15 protein-coding genes are annotated in these 22,434 nt (G+C 69.7%); all 15 read right to left on the bottom strand.

The genetic code is table 11. The features are described 5' to 3' along the window. Positions 1 to 146: 146 nt before the first annotated feature. Positions 147 to 6,296, bottom strand: coding sequence for an RHS repeat-associated core domain-containing protein (locus FFS08_RS08930; protein ID WP_137862965.1), 6,150 nt, complete (start codon positions 6,294 to 6,296; stop codon positions 147 to 149). Then, complete coding sequence (locus FFS08_RS08935) at positions 6,293 to 9,523, bottom strand: DUF885 domain-containing protein (RefSeq protein WP_137862966.1); 3,231 nt, start codon at positions 9,521 to 9,523, stop codon at positions 6,293 to 6,295. The genes FFS08_RS08930 and FFS08_RS08935 overlap by 4 nt, the downstream gene beginning before the upstream one ends. Then, a complete protein-coding gene (locus tag FFS08_RS08940; RefSeq protein WP_137862967.1) occupies positions 9,520 to 11,079 on the bottom strand; it encodes a hypothetical protein in 1,560 nt (519 codons plus the stop codon). The genes FFS08_RS08935 and FFS08_RS08940 overlap by 4 nt, the downstream gene beginning before the upstream one ends. After that, the gene (locus FFS08_RS08945) at positions 11,076 to 11,942 is read right to left on the bottom strand and encodes a hypothetical protein (RefSeq protein ID WP_137862968.1); all 867 of its coding nucleotides are present in this window, start codon (positions 11,940 to 11,942) and stop codon (positions 11,076 to 11,078) included. Before FFS08_RS08945 ends, FFS08_RS08940 begins: the two co-directional genes overlap by 4 nt. Further along, positions 11,942 to 13,549, bottom strand: a complete 1,608-nt coding sequence (locus FFS08_RS08950) for a hypothetical protein (RefSeq protein WP_137862969.1) — start codon at positions 13,547 to 13,549, stop codon at positions 11,942 to 11,944. The genes FFS08_RS08945 and FFS08_RS08950 overlap by 1 nt, the downstream gene beginning before the upstream one ends. Before the next feature lie 9 nt (positions 13,550 to 13,558). After that, positions 13,559 to 14,509 carry a hypothetical protein gene (locus FFS08_RS08955; RefSeq protein ID WP_137862970.1) on the bottom strand — a complete coding sequence of 317 codons (951 nt, stop codon included), beginning with the start codon at positions 14,507 to 14,509 and terminating at the stop codon, positions 13,559 to 13,561. A 69-nt stretch (positions 14,510 to 14,578) separates the two neighbouring features. Beyond that, positions 14,579 to 15,073, bottom strand: a complete 495-nt coding sequence (locus tag FFS08_RS08960) for a hypothetical protein (protein ID WP_137862971.1) — start codon at positions 15,071 to 15,073, stop codon at positions 14,579 to 14,581. A gap of 12 nt (positions 15,074 to 15,085) precedes the next feature. After that, positions 15,086 to 16,318 carry a hypothetical protein gene (locus FFS08_RS08965; protein ID WP_137862972.1) on the bottom strand — a complete coding sequence of 411 codons (1,233 nt, stop codon included), beginning with the start codon at positions 16,316 to 16,318 and terminating at the stop codon, positions 15,086 to 15,088. Beyond that, positions 16,315 to 18,033, bottom strand: a complete 1,719-nt coding sequence (locus FFS08_RS08970) for a baseplate J/gp47 family protein (protein WP_137862973.1) — start codon at positions 18,031 to 18,033, stop codon at positions 16,315 to 16,317. The genes FFS08_RS08965 and FFS08_RS08970 overlap by 4 nt, the downstream gene beginning before the upstream one ends. Further along, positions 18,030 to 18,482 (bottom strand): DUF2634 domain-containing protein, encoded by a 453-nt coding sequence (locus FFS08_RS08975; RefSeq protein WP_137862974.1) that lies wholly within the window; start codon positions 18,480 to 18,482, stop codon positions 18,030 to 18,032. Before FFS08_RS08975 ends, FFS08_RS08970 begins: the two co-directional genes overlap by 4 nt. After that, positions 18,482 to 18,877: a PAAR domain-containing protein gene (locus FFS08_RS08980; protein WP_137862975.1), complete on the bottom strand. Its 396-nt coding sequence runs from the start codon at positions 18,875 to 18,877 to the stop codon at positions 18,482 to 18,484. Before FFS08_RS08980 ends, FFS08_RS08975 begins: the two co-directional genes overlap by 1 nt. After that, positions 18,877 to 19,536, bottom strand: a complete 660-nt coding sequence (locus FFS08_RS08985) for a phage baseplate assembly protein V (protein WP_137862976.1) — start codon at positions 19,534 to 19,536, stop codon at positions 18,877 to 18,879. The genes FFS08_RS08980 and FFS08_RS08985 overlap by 1 nt, the downstream gene beginning before the upstream one ends. Next, entirely contained in the window at positions 19,533 to 20,546 is a 1,014-nt protein-coding gene (locus FFS08_RS08990; RefSeq protein ID WP_137862977.1) for a hypothetical protein, read from the bottom strand. Before FFS08_RS08990 ends, FFS08_RS08985 begins: the two co-directional genes overlap by 4 nt. Next, positions 20,543 to 21,214 (bottom strand): hypothetical protein, encoded by a 672-nt coding sequence (locus FFS08_RS08995; protein WP_137862978.1) that lies wholly within the window; start codon positions 21,212 to 21,214, stop codon positions 20,543 to 20,545. The genes FFS08_RS08990 and FFS08_RS08995 overlap by 4 nt, the downstream gene beginning before the upstream one ends. After that, a complete protein-coding gene (locus tag FFS08_RS09000; RefSeq protein ID WP_137862979.1) occupies positions 21,214 to 22,428 on the bottom strand; it encodes a hypothetical protein in 1,215 nt (404 codons plus the stop codon). The genes FFS08_RS08995 and FFS08_RS09000 overlap by 1 nt, the downstream gene beginning before the upstream one ends. Positions 22,429 to 22,434 lie beyond the last annotated feature (6 nt).

Consider the following 22,434-nt stretch of genomic DNA (forward strand, 5'->3'; position numbering starts at 1 on the left):
CGCGCCGCCTAATTGCCGCATGTGACATGCCGGCGACAGCGCGGCATGGGCACGGAGCATTTGCCGGCGGAAGTCGAGCCCCTTTGCGACGGAGGGATTCTGCCGAATGCAAGCCGTCGCCCAGGCGCAGCCAAAACGATGCGTGGTCAGCTGACGGTAAGGATGCGCCGGGCCTTGCGCCCGCTATTGTTGGCGTCGGCGAGCAGCAGCGTCACCGTCGTGCCGGACGCCGCCGTCGCCGCCAGGGTAATCGTCGCCTGCGCACCGGCGATCGCGATATCGGCGATCTCGGCGGGGCGTGCACCGGCTTCGGCCAGATTGGTGCCGTCGCTGGAGCTCAGTACGACCGTCGCTCCGGCGGCCGCGGCAGCGCCGCCGTCCAGCGTGAAGTGCGGCTCGACGCTCACCACGACAGTCAGCGGAACCGCGCCGCCCACCGGGCCGACTTGGAGCGTGATCGTCAAATCGGCGGTAGCCTCGGGCGGCTGGTCGGCCGGCAGCGTGACCTTGAGCGCGCCGCCATCGCCGAGGAATGCGATCACCTCGGCATCGCTCGCCGCAGCTGCCGGCACGATGTCCGGCGTCAAGGGCGGCGTGCCGGCGAAAGCGGAGGTCGGCGCACCGGGCGTGATCGCGGACGGCACCAGCAGGAACAGAATCGCTCCCGGCTTGGCGCTGGCGACGATCGGATCGCGGTGGCTGTAGGTCTCCGTATTGGGCGTGTGCGGCGCGCGCAGCGACAGCGTGTTGCCGATACGCAGCTGGAAACGGCGCACCGCGATGTCGATATCGGCCGGCAGATGGAACGGCCCGATGCCGCTGGCATATCGGCCGGTTGCGGCATCGAAGGCATGGAAGCGGCTGATCTCGATATCCTCCTGCCCCGCCGAACCGCGCGTCGTCACGACAAGATCCGCAGCATCGAAGAGATTGCCCGGCCGAGTGACCGTGGCGCGATAGTGGCGAGCGCCGTTGGGCACCGCGACAAAGGTGACTCGCTGGAACGGGATCACGTCGAAGATCATGTTCTCGGAGACCAGGACGCCGGCGGCAGTCACCGTCACATCGGCGGGCGCCTGGTCGAAAAAGAGGGTCGCCGCGCCCTCGGTTTGGGCGTCTATCGCCGCGGCAACACCCTCTATGCCGATCGAGGTAACGCGAAAGTTCGCGCCGCCGGCGGGCCGTGTGAAAGCGAAACTGAAACCGGCCGAACGTTCGAGCTGAGCCGAGACCGGGACCCAGGCCGAGGACGAGATGGCGCTGAAATCGCCGTTCGCGTCGGTAACGCAGAATGCCGGCGCCGCTGCCGCAATCCCCGTCGGAATGGTCAACCTTGGCCCTGGACGGATCGGGACGCCCGGCGCGGCCGGCACGCCCTGCTGGATCGAGACGCCTGGCGCGTCCTGCAGATTGGACAGTACCAGCCCGCCGGCGTCGGTGCCGGACATGTTGCGCGTGGCACCGGTCAACGTCACCCAATAGCGTGCGACGTCGCCAATGAACGGGGTGTCGCCATGGCGCGTGCCGAGCGGGCAATAAGTGTCGCCGCTGTGCCGCGAGGCTTCCTGTTCCATCTGCGAGCGCTGCGCCGTGCTGCGACGGAAGGCATTGTCAAACCAGAAATATCCGATCGGCGGGACGCCCCAGCTATGCGTGCCGAACAGATATTTGGCCGAGCGCGCGAACACCTGGCCGGCGATATTGCTGCGGTCGGGCATATGCTCGGCAATGACATGACCCCATGGATCGTAGATATACTGCATCCAGCCGATGTTGAGCTCGTCGAGCAGCCAGCTGTCGAGCCATCCGGTCCGGTCCTCCGAGGTGATCTTGGCGACGAGAAACTCGTTGGTCCCGCTGTTGGCCGGCAGCAGCGGGTCCGCGAACTCGATGGCATCCCCATCGACGAGCGTGACGAGCGTGCGCTGGCTCGCCCCCGAAACGCCGCGGATGTCGATGCGGTCATGGACCGCCAGCGTCGGCCTGCCACCCGCCCCGGAGAACAGCAGCCGCGCCGGCTGGTTGGAGTCCGGCATGGCGGCAGTGAAATAGTCGCGCAGACCGAACAGTGCCGAGCCCGGCGTGTAAAGCGAGATCTCGACGTCGAGCGGCGCCGGGGTTCCGGTCGTGAACTGCGGCGTCGGCGCGCCGAGCACGGCCGTGGTGTCGGTCAGCGACTCGATGGCGCGGATGACGATGGCATCGCCCGACTTGACCGCGACGAGCGCGCCGGAGCGCAGCCCGTCGAGCGGCGCGGCGGGGCTCAGCGTCAGCGTCTTGCGGTCCGCCGCCAGCGACATGACCGCACGGCTGCGCGTCGCCGAGCGAATGCCCTGCACGGCCAGCGTGACGAGCGCCGCGATGCCGCCCCAGCTGGCCAGAGTGATGTTGTTGAGCAGGCCGCCCACGGTGAGGAACTTCGAGATGTTGATGAACATCTCGAGCACATCGGAGCCGGTGCCCTGCAGCGCCTTGCGCACCTTGACCGGTCCGGCCGTGATGTTCGCGGCCGAAAGGTCTGCGCGCGCCTGGTCGGGCAGGCTGGCAACCGCGCCATCGACCGTGGGTCCCAGATCGATGAGCACCGCGCGACGGTTCTGCGCCACCTGAACCTTGTCGTTGGCCGCGATCCCGGCGCCCTGGGCAAAGGTGAGGCGCCCCTCCCCCAGCGTCGCGTCGCCATAGGGCGAGAATTCGGGGCCACCGGCGGCCGACAGATCGGCGCCCAGTTCCAGGCCCCAGAGCGGCACGGCGGTCAGCAGCAGCGGCCCCCATTTGGCCGACTGCAGCGTATGGGTCAGCTCATGGTCTATGACGGCCTGATAGCGAGTCAGCTCGAGGCTGGCATTCTCATGATCCTCGGGCACGCGGACGCTGCCCGGCAGCATCTGCCCCGTCGTTGTCGCGGCCCCGGGCGACCAGGGCATGACGAGAGCGCCCGCCATGCCGGTCAGCGCGTTCACGACATCGATATCGGTGACGGTGAGCACCGCGCCGTCGATGGTGAAGTTGGCGGCGAACTGCGCGGTGCCGCCCCAGGATGCGATATTGTGCGACCCGGCCAGCGCGGCCGCGCCGGCAAGTCGCAGGGCCAGCGGCTGATTGGCGCCGTCGACCCGGGCCGCGCGGACCAGCGGCCCGTTGATCAACGCGACGATGACGCCGCCGCCAAAGTGCCGCGGGCTCCAGACGTCGAAGGCGATCTGCCGGCCGCCGGCATCGGTGCCGTTGATGCCCAGCCGGGAACTGCCGGTCGCCGGATCGGCGACGACCAGCCGCGTCACCGTGATGCCCGTTGTTCCGGCGGGTATCACCGCATCGTCGGTATCGCCGGTGATCGTCGTCCCCGACACTGCCGTCAGCGTGAACAGCCGCTGGTTGCCGCCGGGCCAGTTCACCACGACCAGATCACCCACGGCAAATCGTGGCATGTCGAGCCGCACGCTGCCGGCCAGCGGCGGCTGCACGCGCAGTATCCGGTCATCGACGCGATCGGCGGGATAGACGAGCGCGTCGAGCGCGAGCAGCGCCGCCTCGATGGCCCCCGCGCCCATCGGCACGCGCCGATCGAAGGTCACGGTCAGCCGTACGGAAGTGATCTGCACCGGCACCGCCGCGGCGCCGCCGGGCGGGACTGCCGCAACCGCTTCGCCGGGGCGAAGCGCAGGGTTGCCGCTGCCCGGAGCGATGCTGGAGGAAGCAACGCCGCCCGCCAGCGTCGCGCCTGCGAGCAGCGTGCCCGAAGTCGCGGGCGCGGCCGCCGCGAAGGGAATGATCTGGAATGCCGCCACCCCCGCCGGGGGCGCCGCCGACAGCGCGATGGTGGCGATCGAGGCGGCCATGACGTTGGTGACGTTCGGCGCAGTGCGCTTGAACCGCTCGACCGTGAAGGCGGCCGGATTGGCATCGGGCAGCACTTCGGCGAGCACGATCGCATCAAAGACACGGGAAGTGACGCGCCGCGCGACTGTCGTGGCGCCATTCAGCATCACGAAACCAGTCGCGGGCGCCGTCCCCGGCAGGCCCGGCGCATAGGTCAGCGTCGCGGTGCCGTCGGGCGCCTGCGTCAGCCGGCCGATCTCGGCCCCGGCGGCAAGCTGCGCCCAGTTCGCCGCCGCGCCGGTGGCGCCGAGCGGAGTCAGTGCGCGGTCGAGCGTGATCACACTGGCAGCGACCGCCGTCACGATGGCGGCGATTCCCGTGGCCGCCGGGCCCGCCACAATGGCGTCACCAACGGCCGGAACCGCGCCCGAGACAATGGTGAGGTCGTTAGGATTGGGGCCCAATGTGCCGTTGAATACGCCGCCCGCCATTGCGGTGCGGACTGGCGTGCCCGGCGCCAGCATGGTCGGCACGGGCTCGTCGACGACGATGCCCGCTGCCAGCGCCGAGACTCCCGCAGCACCCAGCGGCGGCCCGCCGCGCGAGAGGCGAACAACGCTGACCGCCGGAACATAGTCGAGCGAAGACCCGGTGATGTCGAGCAGCTGATTGCGTCCCGGCACGGGCGTCAGCGGCTCGGACGAAGGCGCAGTCAGGCCGTCGAGCGTCAACGGGCCGGCGGCAAGGCCGGTCAGATCGGCGTCGGTTCGCACGATCGTCGAGCCCGAGGCTTCGTGGACGGCAAGCACCCGGCCCGCCGACAATATGCCGGCCGGATCGGTGAGCGCGAAGGCCGCGCCGATCGTCAGGCCAAGGCCCGTCCCCGACAGCGTCAGCCCCGCGAAATCGCCGATCGTCGCGGTGAGCACTACGCCCGAGGGCGCCAGCTCGGTCATCGTCGCCGGACGGGGCTTGATCTCGAGTTGGACCGCGTCGAAGTGCATGCCGCCGGCGGGAAAGACCGGGACCCGCGAGCCCGGGAACACCGGCTCGGCAGCGCCTCCCGCCCGCGTCCAGGTGACAAGCGACGCGCCATTCGGCGCCGCGCGCTGGCCGGAGAGCAGGAACGCGCCCGTCCCGTCCGGCACACAGCGCAGTACCGATCCGTAGAGCACCGGCCGGAATGCCGCAGACGGAGCGAACAGCCTGGCATCCTCCAGGTCGGTCATCTGCTTCTTGTCCGCACTCATCATGAACTGATAGGTGAAGGCATGGGTCGGCGCGGCAAGGAAGCCATCGGTGCGCAGCGCGAAGCTGTCGTAATTATTAGCCGTAACCCATTCTAGATCAAAGGGATCATGGTTGGTCGCCTTACTTACGATCCAGCCGATGGGCGAGAATTGCAGATTGAGCCACATGCCGAGCAGGCTGCCGATGGTGTTGGAGATCGACCAGGTCAGCGACGAGGGTATCAACCACCACAGGTCGGAGATGCCACCGGTCGGATCGGCGAGGCTGACCGGATTGTTGCGGCACACCGCATAGGGCCCGGCAGCCGGCAGCTCGACCGGCAACGGGCCGGTCCAGCCGGTGGCACGGCGCGGATCCGCCGCCTCTCCATTGATCGGGTCGGGCGCATCGAAGCTGCCGGTGATCGGATCGAGCCGACGCAGCGGCAGATGCACCATGCCGTCGCGAATGGCGCCGCCGAACAGACCCGGCCCACCCTTGCGCAGCAGCATCTCGCCAAATGCATCACGCGGCAGCCGCTCGGCCCCGTCCGCCGTGACACGGCGGACGGGCGTGCCCGTGGCATCCAGCAGATAGGCTTCGAGCATCGGTGATCCCGGCGGCCCGTCCAGCGCACCGAGGCAATGCCAGCGGTCCCAGAGCAGTGTCCGGGTGATTCGACCCGCGTCGTCGGTGATCGCGAGCAGCCGGCCCCGACCATCGACGCACCATTCCCCGGGCTTGGCCGGCAACCCGATGCGTCGGCCGGTATCGTCATAGTGGATTGTTCCACAACCGTCATCGCCGCGCCAGGCGACCGGCCGGCCATCGTCGGCGCGGATGATGTGACGAAGCCCGAACGGCCCCGAAATGACGGTGAGATGTGGGCCGGCATAGCCGTAGTGCCAGTCGCCGCCCGGGCCGCGGCAGGCAATGATGCGGCCCTCCTCGTCATAGTCCATGTCGGTGCCGTCGGCATGCGTGATGCGGCCGATGTCGTCCCAGGCATGGCGCTCGCTCCAGCGTTCGCCGCGCGTCTCGACATGGCGGACGAAGCCCGCCGGCAGGAAGATCGTGTCGACGTTGGCAAGGCCGTCATACTGCGTCCGGCCATCCTGTGTCGCATCGACATAGACGCGCTCGCCGGCGGACAGGCGCAGCAGCCTCCCGTCCTCGGTCCGCTCGAACACCAGCGGCGTCTCGCAGCCGGGGATCGGCAGCAGCTCGGTGACCGCGCCGCTCACGAGATGCTCACCGAGGCAGAGACGCTGGCCGAGCCCGAGCCGCCGGCGTAGCGCAGCGCATCGAGCAGCGCGACGATCTCGTCCTGCAATGCCTCGATCAGCGCTTCGAAATTCTCGACCAGTTCGGGGCCCAGGCCGTTCACCGCCGCGATCAGCGCCCCGATGTCGATGGCGCGCAACTCCTCGCCGACCTGGGTCAGGTCGCCGCCGATCTCGGCCAGCCGCGCGCCGGGGTCCGCATCGGCGAGCCGATCGGTCAGATCGCTCAGGAAATCGAAGTCGCCCAGGAGCATGGCGGGATCGAGCGCGCGCAGCGCGGTGGCGGCGGCTTGCGTCACCGCCGCCAGCTCGGCGGCAAGGACGCGCGGGTCATAGGCCATCAGCGTAGCCTTGATCACGCCGTGCACTTCCGCGAGCTCGGCGACGAGGCGGTGCGGATCGATCACGTCCAGCTCCTCGCGCACGACATCGATGACGCCGAGAAACTTCTGCGCCTGCGAGCCCGGATTGAAGTGATTGAGCAGCGCCTTCAGCCGGTCGACAAAGGCCTGCAGGTCGGGCAGCAGCTCGGTGGTGAGGGTCGGCACCATCGCGAACAGGTCGTGCACCAGCGTGTCGATCTCGACTGCGATCGGCTCGGGATCCAGCGCCGCGAGCAGTCCGTCGAGATCGCCTTCCAGGCGCGCGAGCGGCGTCGCCTCCAGGCACGCAGCCAGCCGGTCGAGATCGGCGACGACGCCGCCGCTGCCGGTGAACAGCCGGTGCAGCGCGGCGCGGGCGGGCGCGAATGCAGTCTCCAGCTCGGCGCGCATCGCGCTGGGGCTGGCGGCGGCGACGACGGTGATCGATGCCTTGAACCGGGCAGTATTGGCCGAGAAATTGGCCTGCAGCGCGAACTGGGCATTCAGCTGCACCGGACCGAGCGCGGCCAGCAAGGCATTGAAATCGGCGTCCAGCCGTTCGCCGACCGCCTTCATCGCGGCACTGACTGCGCGCAGATCGCGTGCGAGCCCCGCCGCCAGCCCGTCGAGCGCGCGCATCGCCTCGCCCGCGGGCCCCGCCTGGAGCTGTAGCAGCGCCGTGCGCGCCCGCGCCGGGATCGCTCCGATCATGCGGATCGCGTCGCCGGCACGAACCTCGTCCATGGTGACGGTCGGCGGTTCGGCAACGGGTGCCGGCGCGCTCGGCGTCGCCACGCCGGCGCCGCCGCTCCCGCCGGCGCTGCGCGCGGCCGGCTCCACGACCGCGCGCGCCGCGACATTGCCGGCCGCGTCGAAGGCCGAGCGCATCCCCGTCACCAGGGTGCGCGCCTCCGGAACCGGCACCTGCGCCAGCAACGCGTCATAGCCGCTGGTCACCGGTTCGAGCAGCCGGGCCGGGTGGACGCGGTCGAGCGCCGAGATCAGTTCCTCGAACGGCCCGCGAATGGCCTCGGCGGCAGGTCGCGGATCGAGGCTTTCGAGCATCCGTGCGGCGGTTTCGATATAGTCGCCGAGGTCGGGCAGCAGCGAGGCGGGATCGAAGCCGCGCAGCGTCGCGAGAAACTCCGCCATTTCGGCACTCAGATCCTCGGCCAGCGTAGCGGGGATCAGATTGTCGACGACGCGAGAGGCTTCGACGAGGCCGTCATGGAGGTCCGCTGCGAACTCGGCGGGGATTTGCAGTGCCGCGGCGGCCTCGCGCACTGGCTCAAAGGCCTTGTCGAGATCGACATTCTCGATCAGCCGTGCGAGCTGCTCGACCTGGGGCTTCAGCGGCTCCGGCAGCGGCACCGAAGACAGAAGCTTGGAAACCGTCTCGCGCAAGCTGTGAAGCTGTGCGACCATCTGCTCGCGCGCCGCGGCAATTCCCAGATGCTCGATGTCGCTGGTCACCGTGTCGATGGCCGCGCGGAACGCCTTCAGCCCCTCCGCGACACGCTCAAGCACGGTCTTGGCTTCGCCGGCCAGCGCATCGACTGCGGCAATGACGCGATCGAGCGCATCGACGATGCCGTCGAGCGCCTGATGCAAGGCAGCGGACACATCGGCCAGCGCGCCCTGCACGGCGGCGGTCAGCTGCGTCGGATCGAGATGCGAGGTGATCTTGGCCAGTGCGCCGTGCGCGGCGCGCGCAGGGCCGTCCAGTCCGGCCGAGGCGATCGCATCGGCCAGCCCGTGCAGGAAATCGGTGATCTCCTTGCGCAACGGGCGAATCGGCAGCTCGCGCAGCTTGCGGCGGACGAATGCCTTGGCATCGACCACCGCGCGATCGATCGGCACCTCGAGCGTCGTGCGCGCGCCTTCCTCCAGCATCGGCGCCAGCCCCTGGATCCAGGCACGGATGGCGTCATAGTCGGGATTGACGAGCATGACGCGGAAATCGGCGATGGCCTGCCGGAACTCGTCGAGAAATTCGATCACGCCGGCACGGCCGAGGCGCAGCCCGGCGCCCGCCTGGGCCAGCGGCTGCAGCAGCTGCGCGGGGCGGAGCCGGGCGGCCTGGCTGGCGACGAAGGCCATGTCATCGGCGATCACGCTGATCGTGTTGCCGCGTACCCGTTCGAGATCGGCAATGGCGGCATCCAGCGCGGCACGGGTGCGCGCTTCCGCGACCGCCTGCAACGCCAGGTTCAGCCCGGCGAACCGCCCCTGGGGCAGCCGCAAGGCGCCGCTCTGCCGGAGCAGATCGGCGATCGCGCTCCGACCGTCCGAAAGCGTGGCATGGGGCACCGGCAGCAGCACTTCGGCGAGCAGCGCGACGACCTCATCGACATGGGCGGGCGGCGCGCCTCCCGCGAGCGCGGAGAAGGCATCGGCTCCGGCGCCGAGAATGGTCCCGGCGTGACCGGCACGCTCACCGACGAGCTGCATCGCGTCGCCCAGCGGTGTCCCGAACACACGGCCGAAATCGGCCGTGTCGCCGGTCACCGATCCAACCAGGCCGATGACGATCTCCAGCCCCTGCCCGATCGCGCCACCGAGATCGCCGACCGGCAGGTGTCCGGCATCGAACCGGCCGGCCAGGCCGCCCAGCGCGGCCATGACCGGCTGGAGCAGCGCGCCGGCGTCGGGAAAGTCGCTGCGCAGCGCCTCGATGCTGCCGCCAAGCCCGCCGAGCGCGCTGGCCGCGGACCCGCTACCGACGATGTCGGCGACCGTCGGCGCGCTGAGCGAGGCAGAGACATTGCCGCGCGCCGAAACGATGTCCGAGACGTCGATCCCGCGGAGATCTTCGAGCAGACTCACCGGTCATACTCCAGCCGCAGGTCGGCAAGCTCGATGGTGACGAAGAGCTCGGAGGCGAAGACCGGTGCCGCCCCTGCGAACGGCCGAGCCGGAATCGACGCGCGCTGCAGCGTGAATATGGGCTTGGCCATCGTCGCCAGAACGTCATCGCCGATCCGCACCGGGCGCCCGCCCGGATCGGGATCGGCCACGGCGATCTTGAGCGACGGCACGCCCGCCGATCCGTCCGCCCACAGGAACCGACCGGTATTGGCTCGGACCCGCACCAGCGCCGCCCGGTCGAGCACGACCGGCTCGGGAAGCTCGGCCCAGAGGTCGCCCATCGGTCCCGCCGCGCATTGCAGCACTGCAGCCCGGCCCAGCGGCTTCCCGTCGAGCGCGTCGACCAGCTCGACGGCCAGCTCGGTGGGCTCACTGGCAATGCCTCGCAAGCCAAGCCGGGCGACACGCTGCCCGCGCAGCGCCTCGGGCGGCAACGCCCGCTCCTGCCCGGCCATCCCGACGATGCGGCCCGCCGGAGCGCCGGCCGCGGGCACGAGATCGGAATAGTCGCTCACCAGACGAACCCCGGCATATTTGATGCGCAGATCAGCAATGACGCGCGAGGGGCGCTCGGCCGCATAGGGCGGCGCGAGCGCCAGCGCCGCCGGCGCCGCGTCGACCGCGGTCGTCGAGACGCCCGGCACCTCGCGGATCAGCTTGCCATGCGCCGCGCTCTCGGCAAGCCACGCGTTGGCCGGCGCCGTGGCATGGATCGTCACCGATGCAGTGGGCGTGCCGCCGGCCGCGACGGCAGTGGACAGGGCGGTCGAGAGCGCCTGGACGAGACTGATGTCCGCATCGGGCCCATCCGGATCGAACTGCGGAGAAGCCCAGAGCGTCGCACCGTCCGGGCCCGTCACCTTCACATCGTGCGCGGCGCTGTGCGTGACCAGACGGACACTGCCCAATTGGGTCGACTGCTCCGCGAACTCGGCCGGCGCCTTCCCCGTGACCAGCGCGATCCGCACCTGGCGGGCTTCGACCGACGGGGAAAGCTGCAATGCGCCATTATTGAAACTGGCACCGGTCAGACTGGGTGGAATCGAATGCTGTTGACTGACCGGCGGCACAGTGAAGCGCGGTGCCTCAAAGCCACCGGACGGGCGCGGAAAGGCCACCGCGATACGCGAGCCGTCAGGGGGTGGGCCGTCAGGAGGTGGGCCGATAATGTCCTTTCCGCCCGGCTGCCTGAAGCCCGAAAGGCCGATCCCGCGCACCCGCTTGCCGGCCGGAACGTCGATCACCCAGCCATTCTTGTCGGCCCTGAACGGCGCGGAGGCCGTGACTTCCTCGGCAACGTCCGGGCCGATCGACAGCATCGCCTCGGTGACTTCGGCGGCGGTGGCACCCGGCACGGGCGTCCAGTGGAAATTGACGACATGCCCCGGCTCGCCGATGTCGATGCGCCGGCGAGCCCGGATGCCACGACCGGGATTGTCGCGTTGCACCATCCCGCCGCCATCATGCTCGAAAAGCTGCGGGCTCTTCCTGTGGGTGGCGGCGCGGTCGATCATGTGGCGGGCCGTGTCGCCAGAGCAAAGCGGGCCAGTTCGATGCCCGGACCGTCCGGCGTTTCCAGAGTGACGAGAAGAAAGTCGAGCCCGGGCGCCGCCGGCGGCGTGTAGGACAGCGTCGTCTGGCCGCCAGTCAGAATCAGCCGGCGTGCGCCGCCGGCCGCCGCGTCGCCGCCGCCCAGAGTGCCGCTGCCCGGCCGCTCGCCGGCATCGACGACCCGCACGAGCAGCCGCGGCGCCTCGCCCGGTGCCAGGCCAGCCGCGGTGACCAGTCCGCCGCCACCGCTCGGCGCGACGATCGTCAGATCGACCGCTGGCCCACCGGTCGCCAAGGGGAGCTTGTCGGGCAGCAGGCGCAGGGGCTGCAGCGCGGTGCGCAGCGCGATCGTCGCGATCGGCACACCGGCCTTGCCGGAAGTTCCCACCGGCCAGAACAGCCCCTCGACCTCCAGCGCCACCAGCTCCGGCGGCTCGACCCGCATGAGCAGCATGCTGTTGATCAGGAAGCCCGGGTCGCTCGAATCCGCGGGAAGCAGCGCCGTGCCGGTGCGAAACGCCGGATCATCGAGCAGGAACAGCGCGGTATCGAGGGCAGTGAACTGGGCGCTTCGGCCAGCACTCGGCGCGACGGCGGTGACGTTCACTTCGCAGCGCAGCCGCAGCACGCGGCGCAGGCTGTCATGGCCCGGCACGCGCTCGGCGCGCAACGACTGGAGATTGTCGGCGATCGGCACCGCCGGCCCGAGCGTGACGACGAAATGCGCCTCCGGGCGGCCCGGCGCCCGATCGACAAGTCCGGTGAGCGGCGCCGGCAGGCGCGAGCCCAGCACATCGGCCAGGTGCGTCTCGAATTCGGCGAGCATCATCCGCCCCCGGGACGGAGGACCACCGGGTCGATCCGCCCGACATTGAGATTGCCCGCGCCGATGCCGGTGAGGACCGGCGCGTGCGTCCGGTTGACGCCGGAACTGGCGACGCCGATCTCCTCACGGGTGATGCCGCGCACTTCGCCCAGGATCGAGACACGCGCCGCCTTGACTTCGTTCTGCGCCGCTTCCGTCGCGGCCGAGCGAGCGGAGTCAATCGCGCTCTGCCGGATCTGCTGGGTCATCGAGGAGAGCATCTGCTGCTGTTGCTGCGCCAGCGTGTCGAACTTGGCGGTAACCTGTGCCAGCGTGGCGTTGGCGCGGGTCGTCGCTTCACCGATCAGCGTGTCGCGCAGCTCGGCGCGCAACGCGGCCAGCTGTTGCGGCAGGGCCGCGACGGACATGGCGACGTCGGTCCGGCTCGCATCGAGCGTCGCGATCTGATCGGCGAACTTGTCGAGCCGGGCATTGGCCTTGGCAAGATCGCCGGCGGTCGCCTGAAGATTGGCGGCGACGCGGCTGGTCACTTCGTTCTGGATGAGGCCGCGCACCGATTCGGTCGAGCTGGCGAGGCCGGCGGTAAACTCTGCCCGCAACGCATCGGCACGCGTGGCGAGGTCGCGGTTCGCGCTGTCCGCCGCCGCCGCGACGGCGGCATCGCGCGTTTGGGAGAGGCGTGCGTCGAGTGCACTGTTGATACTGGTGGTAACCCCCGGCAAGGCAGCGGTGACGCGGGCATCGACCAGCCCGTCGAGCCCGCTGAGCCGGCTATTGACGCTCGAATCCAGCTCGGTCTTCAGATTGTTGAGGCTGCCTTCGAAGCGAGTCTGCAGGTCCGCCGAAATACTGGCCTCGAGCTGGTCGAGATTGGGCGGGCGCGTGTTGGCGGCGTTGCGGATCGCCTCGGTCAGCTGGTCCTGCGCGACCGACTTGGCCGAAATGTCCGCCAGCTTGTTCTCCAGGCTCGCAAAGTCCAGGAACTCGCCATTGGCGCCGCGCAGGCGCTGCGTGAACTTGTCGAGATTGCTGACGCGCGCGTCGAGTGCGGCAAGATCGATCGGCCGGCCGCCGGCATCGTTGAGGCGCGCCGATGCATCGATCACCTTGGCGATATTGTCCTGCACGCTCTTGAGGGAATTGCGCATCGCATCGAGCTGCGGGCCAGGATCGCTGACCGCCTCGACGTTGCGGGTGAGACGCGTGACGGCCGCCTGGCGCTCGATGTCGCGCGTCGTGATGGTGTCGAAGCGAGCCAGCAGATCGGTCGCGGCCGATTGCTGGGTGTCGAGCCGCTCGCTCAGCCGGGTGAGCCGCAGCTCGGCCGCGGAGAGGCGCAGGCTTTGCGCCGGATCGGCGAGCGGCCCGCGCTCGATCTGGGCCCGCAACGCCGGCGCCAGCCATTCGGCGGTCACCTGATCGCGATGCTCGTGCGGCGGCACCACCTTGGCATCCTCGCGCGCCAGCAGCGCCCGGCCGAAATCGACGACGATGTCGACCAGCAGGTTCCAGTCCTCGGCGCGGATCAGCTCGCCGCGCGCGGCTTCCAGCCCGGCCAGCGTGGCCATTGCCTTCTTGAGGCGATCGAGATCCTCAACGGTGGGCATGCTAGCCTCCTATCGCCGCAACAGCAGCGAGCCGAACTTGCCGCCATCGGCGGATGCGGTCGTGCGCGTGTAGATGCCGAGCTCCTTGGTCGCGGTGGTGGCGACGCCGCCCATCACATAGGTCTGGGCGGTCTCCTGGGTCTTGGCGACGACCGGGTTCGACTGGAGCTCGGGATTGGCAGTGATCAGCGTCGCGACCTGGCTGAGCACGGCGCTGCCGGTCTTGGAGAGCTGCGCAGTGAAGATACTGGGATCCGCCGAGAGCGATTCCGTGAGTTTGTCGACCCGGCCCAGCAGATCGTCGCGCGTCTTCTGCGGGGCCTGCGCGGCGTCGAGCACGCCCGTCACGACATTGCGGAAGTGCGCTGCCTCCAGCTCGCGGCGGAACTCGAGCAGGCTGCGCCCGAACGCTTCGGTGAACGAGCGGATATTGCCCTGCACCTCGGCGATCTTCTCCTCGATCTCGGGGTGATTATGCCCGCGCGGGGCGACAAGCTGGGTAAGCGCGAGGACATTCGAAGCCAGATCACGCACGGCGGAGACCAGCGCGTTCCAGTCGGCCGCCCGGATCGCCTCGCCTGCCACCTTGCCCTGGATCGGCGCGAGGCTGTCGCGCACTGCCGTGACGCCCTGCTGCACGGGGCCCAGATCCGCATCGGGAATATCGCGGATCGGCGTGTCGCGGAACACCGTCTCGGGCACCGGAATCGGCACATATGTCGGTGCCGGCTGCGGGAAGACGCGAATCGGCTTCTCGAAGATCGGGTTGATCAGATTGGGGTGCGTCAGCTTGACGTTCCAGATGCCCGGATCGAGGTCGCGGACCAGCAGCGACCCGTCGAGGAACGGGCTGCGCATGATGGTTTGCCCGGTCGCCGGGTTCTGCAGCTCGACCTTGGCGTCGCGGTTCGCCGCGGTGAAGCCGGAGAGCTGGATATTGAAGGCCCCTTTGTCAGCCATGGACCGTCTCCTCGCAGGGGTGCGCGGTGCCCGCGCGCATCGTCTCGGCGTCGGGGGTCGCTTGGAGGTCTAGAGCAGCCATTGCAGGTCTCCATATGGGAAGCCGACTTCCCAGAAGAGCGTCAGTTCATGATCGTCCTTCTTGTCGACAGGGCTGAAGGTGACGCGATTGTAGAGGTGCACGCTGTCGCCGCTGCGCGACACCAGCGCGGCTTCGCAGATCTTGCCGATGGCGCCCTCGGCCGGGATCGTTCCGCGCACGCGCACACGGACCACGCGCCTGACCGGATCGGGAGCGTCGATCTGGAACGCATCGGGCGAGATCGGCGCCTCCGTGACGCCGGTGAGCGTCGAGACGTCGAGCGCGGCAGTCGCGAAGCCGTCGCCCTCGAGCGCGTTGCTGGAACCGACCGACATGTGCGTGATGCCGGCCGCCCCCGCCGTCCCGGCGAACAATCGCGCAATGAGCCCGGCACCGCTGGTGAGGACGGCGTTACGGGCGACGCGCGTGGCGACGAGCTCGCCGCCAGGGTCTCTCAATTCTAGCCGCAATAGCGCACGCATCTGCTTGATTCCCTAGCCAAAAGTCGAATTGTTGAAGCTAGTGACACCCCATAGGCCGCCGGAGTTGGGCAGCCGTTCGCCGCCGCTCGATCCGGCTTCCCTCACATGCATCGGCAGGACCGCGGTGATCCGGTCATAGGCGGGCTGCACCTCCTCGAATCCGAAACCGCGCGTGCTCGCACGGATGCCGGCGGCCTTGAGGCGCTGGATGCCGGTATCGAGCGCGCCGATCAGCCGGTCGCGATCGGCCTCTGCCGAGCCGGCCGCGTCGACCGGGCGGCTCACCGCCTGGGCAGCGACATCGAGCGCGATGGCAGCCGGCTCGATCTCGATCCAGGTGGCGAGAAACCGCACGGCGGCCGGCAGATCGAACAGTGCCTGGTCGAACAGGCCGCTATCCCACCGGCCTTGCGCCAGATTGAGGTCGGGCAAGGCCAGCAGGAAGCGGTCGAGCCCTTCCACATCATAATGCGCGACCGGCAGGAACCAGAGCATATTGTTGCCCCGCTTCAACGTCAGCGCCGGCGCGGGCGTTGCGACCTGCGTCGGGCTCCACGCTTCGCCCGGCACGAAGCCGGTCAGGCCGACCAGCCTGTCCGAGACATCGGCGCCGTCGAGCAGGGCGATCGCCCGATCCCCCTGCACGCGGATCGCCAGCTGCGCGCCCGGCGGAATGCGGCCGCGCCAGACCAGTGCCGCACCGGTCGTCAGATTGGCGATCAGCGGCGCGGCTTCCGGCCCGTCGGCAAGGCCGGTGAACAGCATCGAAACTGCGGTATCGGCCAGCGTGATCGCCTCGATCGGCAGCTGCGCGAGCGGCGCCAGCACCAGCCCGTCGGGCTGGGCGATCTTCCGACGGCGCGGGTTCTCGATCAACAACGGCGTGGCCGGGCCGATCAGCGTCTGGGAGTATTTCTGGTAGTCCGCCGCGTAGCGCCGCGCAAAGTCCTCGATCGCCGAATGCGTGACCATGCCGTCGCGCATCGCCTCGCGCGTCGCGTGCAGCCACGCTCGATAGAGCGGCAGGGTCTGCCAGGGCTCGCGCCTGATGTCGAGCAGCGCGCCGAGCCGCTCGGCTTCCTCGAGCTCGAGCACATCGTCGAACCGATGGGCCCGGCCGATCTCGATCATGTCCTCCATGGCGATCTCGGCCGCCACGGCGGATGGCGCGAGCAGGCTGCGGATCCGTTCGCCCTCGCGCAGCAGCGGATGGAGGCGCCCGGCGAGATCGTCGAGGCGGCTCATACCGTTCCCTCGCGCACGTCTATGTCGATGCGCCCGGCCGTGAGCCGCTCGCCCGGGCCGGGCATATATTCGCCGACGCCATCGGAAAGCTGGAGGAAGCGCTCGCCGGTCTCCACCGTCACGGTCGCTTCGGCACGGATCAAGGCAAAGCGGCTGTCATCCCGAATGGCCGCCGTGACGCTGTCGAGCGTGAGCGAAGCGCCATTGGAGCGGCTCGCGAGATGGCTGACAAAGGCGCTTTCGATGGCACTGCGCGCATTCCCGGCGGTGACGCCCGGCGCGAGGTGGACAGGCAGGATCGCCGACACGCTGGCTTCGCTCGTCACCATTCCGGCCTGCTCCGCGGCAGCGGGATCAAACGCGATTGGCCCGGCCAGCTCGGCAACTTCGCCCGCGGCCAGCGAGAATTCCGGCCCGGCGGTGCTGCCCTCGGGAGACAGCGTCACGGTCGCGTCGACCACGCGCTGGTCGGCCATTGCCGCGGCAAGCAGCTGGGCGCGCCGCAGCGAGCCGCCCGGCTGCACGGCATTGACAAGCGCCGTCAGCCGATCGCTCACGCCGCTGGTAATCGCGGCAAGTTCCGGCGCCGCCACGCCTGCTCCGGCAAGCGTGAGAGCCACGCGCACCGCGATCTTCTTGCGCGCGGCCGCTCCCGGCAACACCAGAATGCCGGCCGGCTTCACCAGCCTGATCCGCTCGGCCACGGCCTCGCGCGCCTTGGGCGTGTCCTCGGCATAGGCGATGTCCGCCTGCACTTCGCCCCAGCGGCCGCCCGGCGCCTCGGTCAGCGTCACGCCCTTCACTTCGGCCATCGAAAGAAGATGAAACTTGAGCGCGTCCAGCGTCCCGCGCCCGCTGCCCATCAATGCTCCCTGCGCACGGCGGCGCAGCTGCTCGTCGGTCTCGGCCGTGGTCAGGCGAACGGCGGCCTGGGGATTTGCCACCTTGTCGATCCCCGCAATGCTGATCTCCGGCCGATCGAGCGCGCCTGCCTCGACTTCCGGCGTCCCGGGCGAAGCGGCGACGGCGATCACGTCGCGGCTCGCCTCGCCGGGCTCGAGAATGATCTCGGCCTGGGTGAGATAGCGCGCGCCATCCGCGTTGGTGACGGCAGTGCCGACCGGAACGGTGACGCGCCCCGGCGTTCCGGTGCGGCGCTCGAAGCGCAGCTTGGCGATCGGATAACCGGCGGGCAGACGCCGTACGCCAACCAGCGCGACGACCTTCTCGAGCGATCGGTCGCCCGCCGTTTCGACAAAGGCGGAATCATAGACGAAGGCGAGATGCTGGTAGAGCGTCGCCAATTCGAAGGCCACGGTCTCGATCAGCGTGCGCACGACGCTGCCCGTCGCCAGATCGTCGAGCGGTGGCGCGGCCGGATGGGTTTCGACCGGATAGTAGTTGACGGTCAGCAGCGTGCCCGGTGCCGGCCTGCGTCCGCCGGCGCGGAACCGGATGGAATCGAGTTCGGCATCGTCGCCCGACGCGACCAGCTCGAAGTCCGCCGCGGTGAAACGATAGGGCATGGTCTTCTCGGGCGTGCCGATGAACCCCTCGAGATAGGAGACGCGGCGCACCGGCCGGTCGCGCAGCTTGGCGGGGACAACCAGCGCATTGCCGATCGGCGCGGGCACCGTCTCCGCGACCGTGCCGCCCGTCAGCGTGGTCAGGAGGTCGCGGACGATCGCATCGTAGAGGCGCGGGCTATAGCTCACAGCGCCACCTCCAGGCCAAGCGCAACGGGATCGCCGCCGACGACCGGGCGCACCGACAAGGTGAAGGCGAAGCTGTCCAACTGCTCCTGATCGGGCTCGAAGCGGAACGCGACCAGCTTGGGCTCGACGCGCCGCTCCTGCGCCACGGCGTCAAGCACGAACGCCTTGGCGAGCGCCCGCAACTCGTCGGTCTTGCGGCGCCCGATCAGTTCGTGCAGCCGCGAGCCATAATCGGCATGGCCGAGGCGGGCGAGCGATCCACGCGGCGTCAACAGCCTCAGCAGAAGCGCCTGCGCGAGATTCTCGCGGCCATCGACAATGTCGAGATCATGGACTTCGCTGGCGCCGCCGCGCAGCCGCCGCGCATGCGCGCGCACGTCGAGCGCCGCAGCGTCGTGACTGGCAAAGCCCGGTGCAACCAGCAGATCCGAGGCGAGCGATCCGGTCATCAGCCGACCATCACCGTGCCGAAGGCAATCACCTGCCCCTTTGCCGCACCTGGCGAGAGGTCGTCGCAGGTCACGACCGGATCGAGATTCCGCGCGGCGAACTTGCCGCCGAACTTGACGCTGGTGCTCCCCTGCTGGATCGTCGCCTTGTTCGACGGCGGTGCCTGGAAGGGGCCGCCGGCCGGAATGTGCGGGGGGACATTGTCGGCGCCCGAGCCCACCACGGCCGCGGGCTGGCCGGCGATCTTGACGGTCGGGACGAGGCCGCTGTTCAGCTGCCCCTGAAAGGGCGACGGCAAGGGCGTCGGGATCGGCCCGCCGGGCGAGGGGATCATCACGATATGCGTGTCGATCGCCATTACCATGCTTGCGCCGGAGGCAGCGGGCTGGCCCATCAGTTGAGTTCGATCATGGCGGCCGAGACCTTGACCTTGCCCGAGCCCTTGATCTCGACGTCCGAGCCTTCGAGGCTCAGCTTTCCGCTGGTCTTCATGGCGATGTCCCCATCCTCCTTGATGGTCAGCGACGCGCCGCCCGCCTTGGCTTCAAGCCTGCCGCCGCCTTTCGCAGTCAACGAAATCTCGATCTTGCCGACCGCAAGCTTGATGCTTTCCTCGATGACTTCGATCTGCACGTCGCCCGGCAGCTTCAGCATCACGCGCGCCGCATCGCCCTCGACCTCGAGTTCCAGCTTGGGGCTGTCTTCGCCAGCCGGCAGTCGCAGCGCCATCTGCCCGGGCTTGTGCTTGGGCGGATCGAGATCCGGGTGATAGAGCCGCCCGACCACGAACGGCGCATCAAAATCCCCTTCGAGGAAGGCGACGACGACAAGGTCGCCGACCGCCGGAATGGCGGCATAGCCCAGGGTACCCACCGCAACCGGCACCCGCAGCAGAACAAGGCCGGTGTCGCGCAGCTGGACGCTCACGGCATGATCGGGCGTCGCTTCATGAGCGAAGACGGCAGTCACGGTGGCCGCGGCCAGCGTCGGCCGCGCGGCGACTTCGTGACGCGCGATACGCGCGATGCCCTCGAAGAGTTGCGCGCCGCTCACAGGAGCCCTCCGACGGCACCGAGCAGCGCGCCAAGCAGATCCGGAGCCGACAGCATTTGCGCGCGCACCATGGTCTCGCCTCGGCCCGCGCTCAGCCGATGATTGACTTCGTTCACCAGGAACGGCCCGCTTGGCAGGCCCGCGGGCAGGTCCTGCACTTCGATCACCTGGCCTGGCCGCACGGCGGGCAGCAGGAAACAGCGCATCTCCAGGCATTCGCCGGCCCGCGCCGCCGCACCGCTCGCTGCGGCGGTTGCCTTCTGCGCCGCCGATGGGGTGCGCAGCGCCGGCGCCGATCCGCGGTGCACGCCTGCGCCGCCGGCATCGGCGGAATCAGGCAGTGGGCCTGTCGAGGGACGTAGCGCATCCGGCGCCGACATGTTGCCGGCCGGGCCCGAGCCGATACGGAAGCGCTTCGGATTGAGCGGCGCGCTGCTGGCATGGGCGACCGCAATGACTTCGCGGCCATGGCGCAACGCGCTGTCGGCCGGTCCCTCCGGCACGGGCTGCACCGCCAGCGTCCCGTCGGCATCGACCAGCGCCATGGCATTGGCCCAGTCGGCAAGGCGCGCAACATGCTCCGCCGCCGTCCGGCCCGGATGCGCGGCATAGGCCGGCAGGTCGAGATCGAGATCGAGCTTGCCGGGCGTCACGCCGGCATCGCCCGCGAGCTTGCGAATGATGCCCGACGCGGGCTGGCGCTCGAAGCTGGCCGATGGCCGCAGCCGGCCGAGCATCCCGCCGGCATCGGCGAGCACGACTTCGATCGCATCGACATGACGGCGCACCAGGGCGACCTGCCCGGTGAGCACGCTCGCGGCCCCCTCGCCACCGTCCAGCTTCAGCTCCGCGCTATCGCCCGGCTCGGCTTCGAAGCGCACGGCCGAAGGCAGGCGGACGCTCGCCGAGCCGCCGCGCGGCAGCATCGCCAGCGTCACCTCGATCTGCGCCGCATGGGTGTCGTATCTGAGCGAACCCAGCGTCATCGAATGGGCGAGCGCCAGCGTCATGCGCCGAACATCCTGCCGAGCGCCGAAGTCGCGTCGCTGAATCTGCCCGCGATCGCGGGGACGGCCTGGGTGGTCCGGTTGAGCGGATCGAACAGGTCGCCGAAATCGAGCCCGCCCGAGGCCAGCGCCGACAGTGCGTCAATCGCGCCCATCGCCTGCTCGACGCCGGCGGCGACATCAGAGGCAAGATCGGCAAGCTCGCCGAGCACGCCGGGATCGATGCCAAGGTCATCAAGCCCTAAGCTGTCCAGCCCCAGCCCATCCAGCCCGAACCCGCCGGAGACTTCCGCCGGCGGCGGCAGCGGTGGATTCTCGGCCAGTTCCAGCCGGTAGGAGATGCGCAGGACATTGCCCGCCGTCTCGTGCGCGGAAAGGGAATGAATGACGACGCTCGAGAGATCGAGCGCGCCGGTGATGTCGGCCGCAAACGTCAGTTCGCTGCCATCGCCGGCAGCCGATTGCAGCTTGCCGAGCGTGTCGCGTGCGCCGTCGCCGATCAACAGCCCCTCGATGGCGATCAGGTGCGAAGGCCGTCCGTCGCGCTGCTGGACCTCGCCCGCCAGCCCGGCGATACGCATCGGCGCGAAGCCGGCATCTAGGCGATGGGCGATCGTCTGCACGGCATCCAGTGCAATGTCGCCGACGAGCGGGATCGGCCGATCGGGCATTATTCGATGCCCCGCAGCGCGCATTCATCGGCGAGCGCGCGTGCGATGCCGGCCAGCACGTCGACCGATTGCGCCGGCGCCTCCGGACGGTCGAGGACCGAGCTGCGCGCCGGAGCTTCGGGCGTTGCGGCAGGCGACGGGAAATGGCGTTCGCGCGGCGGGGCCTCCCATCTTGCCGGGCGCGCGGCAAGGGTCGCGAGCGCCGGAGCCGGGTCTGGGCGCGCGAAGTCCTGGGATGCCACCGCAAGCGTCGCGGCTTGGGCCACTGTCCGCGATGCGGCGAGACCGAACGACGCAGCGGCATCTGCCTGGAGCGAGTCGATCGGCCGCGGCGCGGCGACGGGACGGCCAAGGAGCGGTTCGCCGGTATCGAGCAAAGATGTCTGCACGCCGCCCTCTCCCGGCCGCGCCTCGGCCGGAAGCCGGCGAAACCGCACGGGCGCCGGTGGATTGCCCCCTGGCCCCTGCTGGGCGGCCAACATGGTCTGCGCGGTGCGGTTTGCCCCGTTCATGGCGCTCACGCCCTTCGGGGCCGGCGCGGGCTCGGGCGGACCCGCCCGATCGGGCGATTCAGCCCCGGCGGCGCCCGGCAAGACGATTGCCTCGGGCACCGCGGCCACCGGCGCCGGGAATGCGCTCCCCGGCGCGGCGGTCCCTTGCGCCGCCAGGGAACGAAATCGGCTCCTTCCAGGCCCGTCCGGCGATCCCGGCCGCGTCGTCGCAAGGCCGCCGGGCGAGGGATCGGCGCTCTTCTCCACCGAGTGTCCGGCCGTCCCTTCCGTCAGCGCGGGGCGAAGCCCGGTCTCTGCGGGTCGGTCCGGTGATTGCCGCCGCACCGTCACAAGGCCGCCTGGCGCATCATCCGCGCCCTTCTCCACCGGGCAGCCGGCCGCCTCGGCACTCGACGCCAACGGATCGGGCTCGCCCGGCACTTCCTCCTGGCCGCCTGGATCGGCGCCGAAGCAGATCCTCGTCCATCCGTCGGTCGATGGCAAAGGCGCCGTCGACCGGGCCCCCACCTCGCCCCAGGCCGGCTCGTCGGGTCCGCCGACAACCGGCGCGGCCATGACCGCGACCTCAGTCTCCAGCGCGGCGACGGCCGTGGCGGCATCGAACCCCCGCCAGCCAATCCGGTCCCGCCGGGCCGAGCGCGCCGCGCGGTCGGCCACAAGCACGACAATATCCTCGGGGTTCGCGGTGGAATCGTCTGTCATGGTCGC

Source organism: Sphingomonas sp. 1F27F7B (genome assembly GCF_005503355.1).
In the GTDB taxonomy this organism is placed as follows: domain Bacteria; phylum Pseudomonadota; class Alphaproteobacteria; order Sphingomonadales; family Sphingomonadaceae; genus Sphingomonas.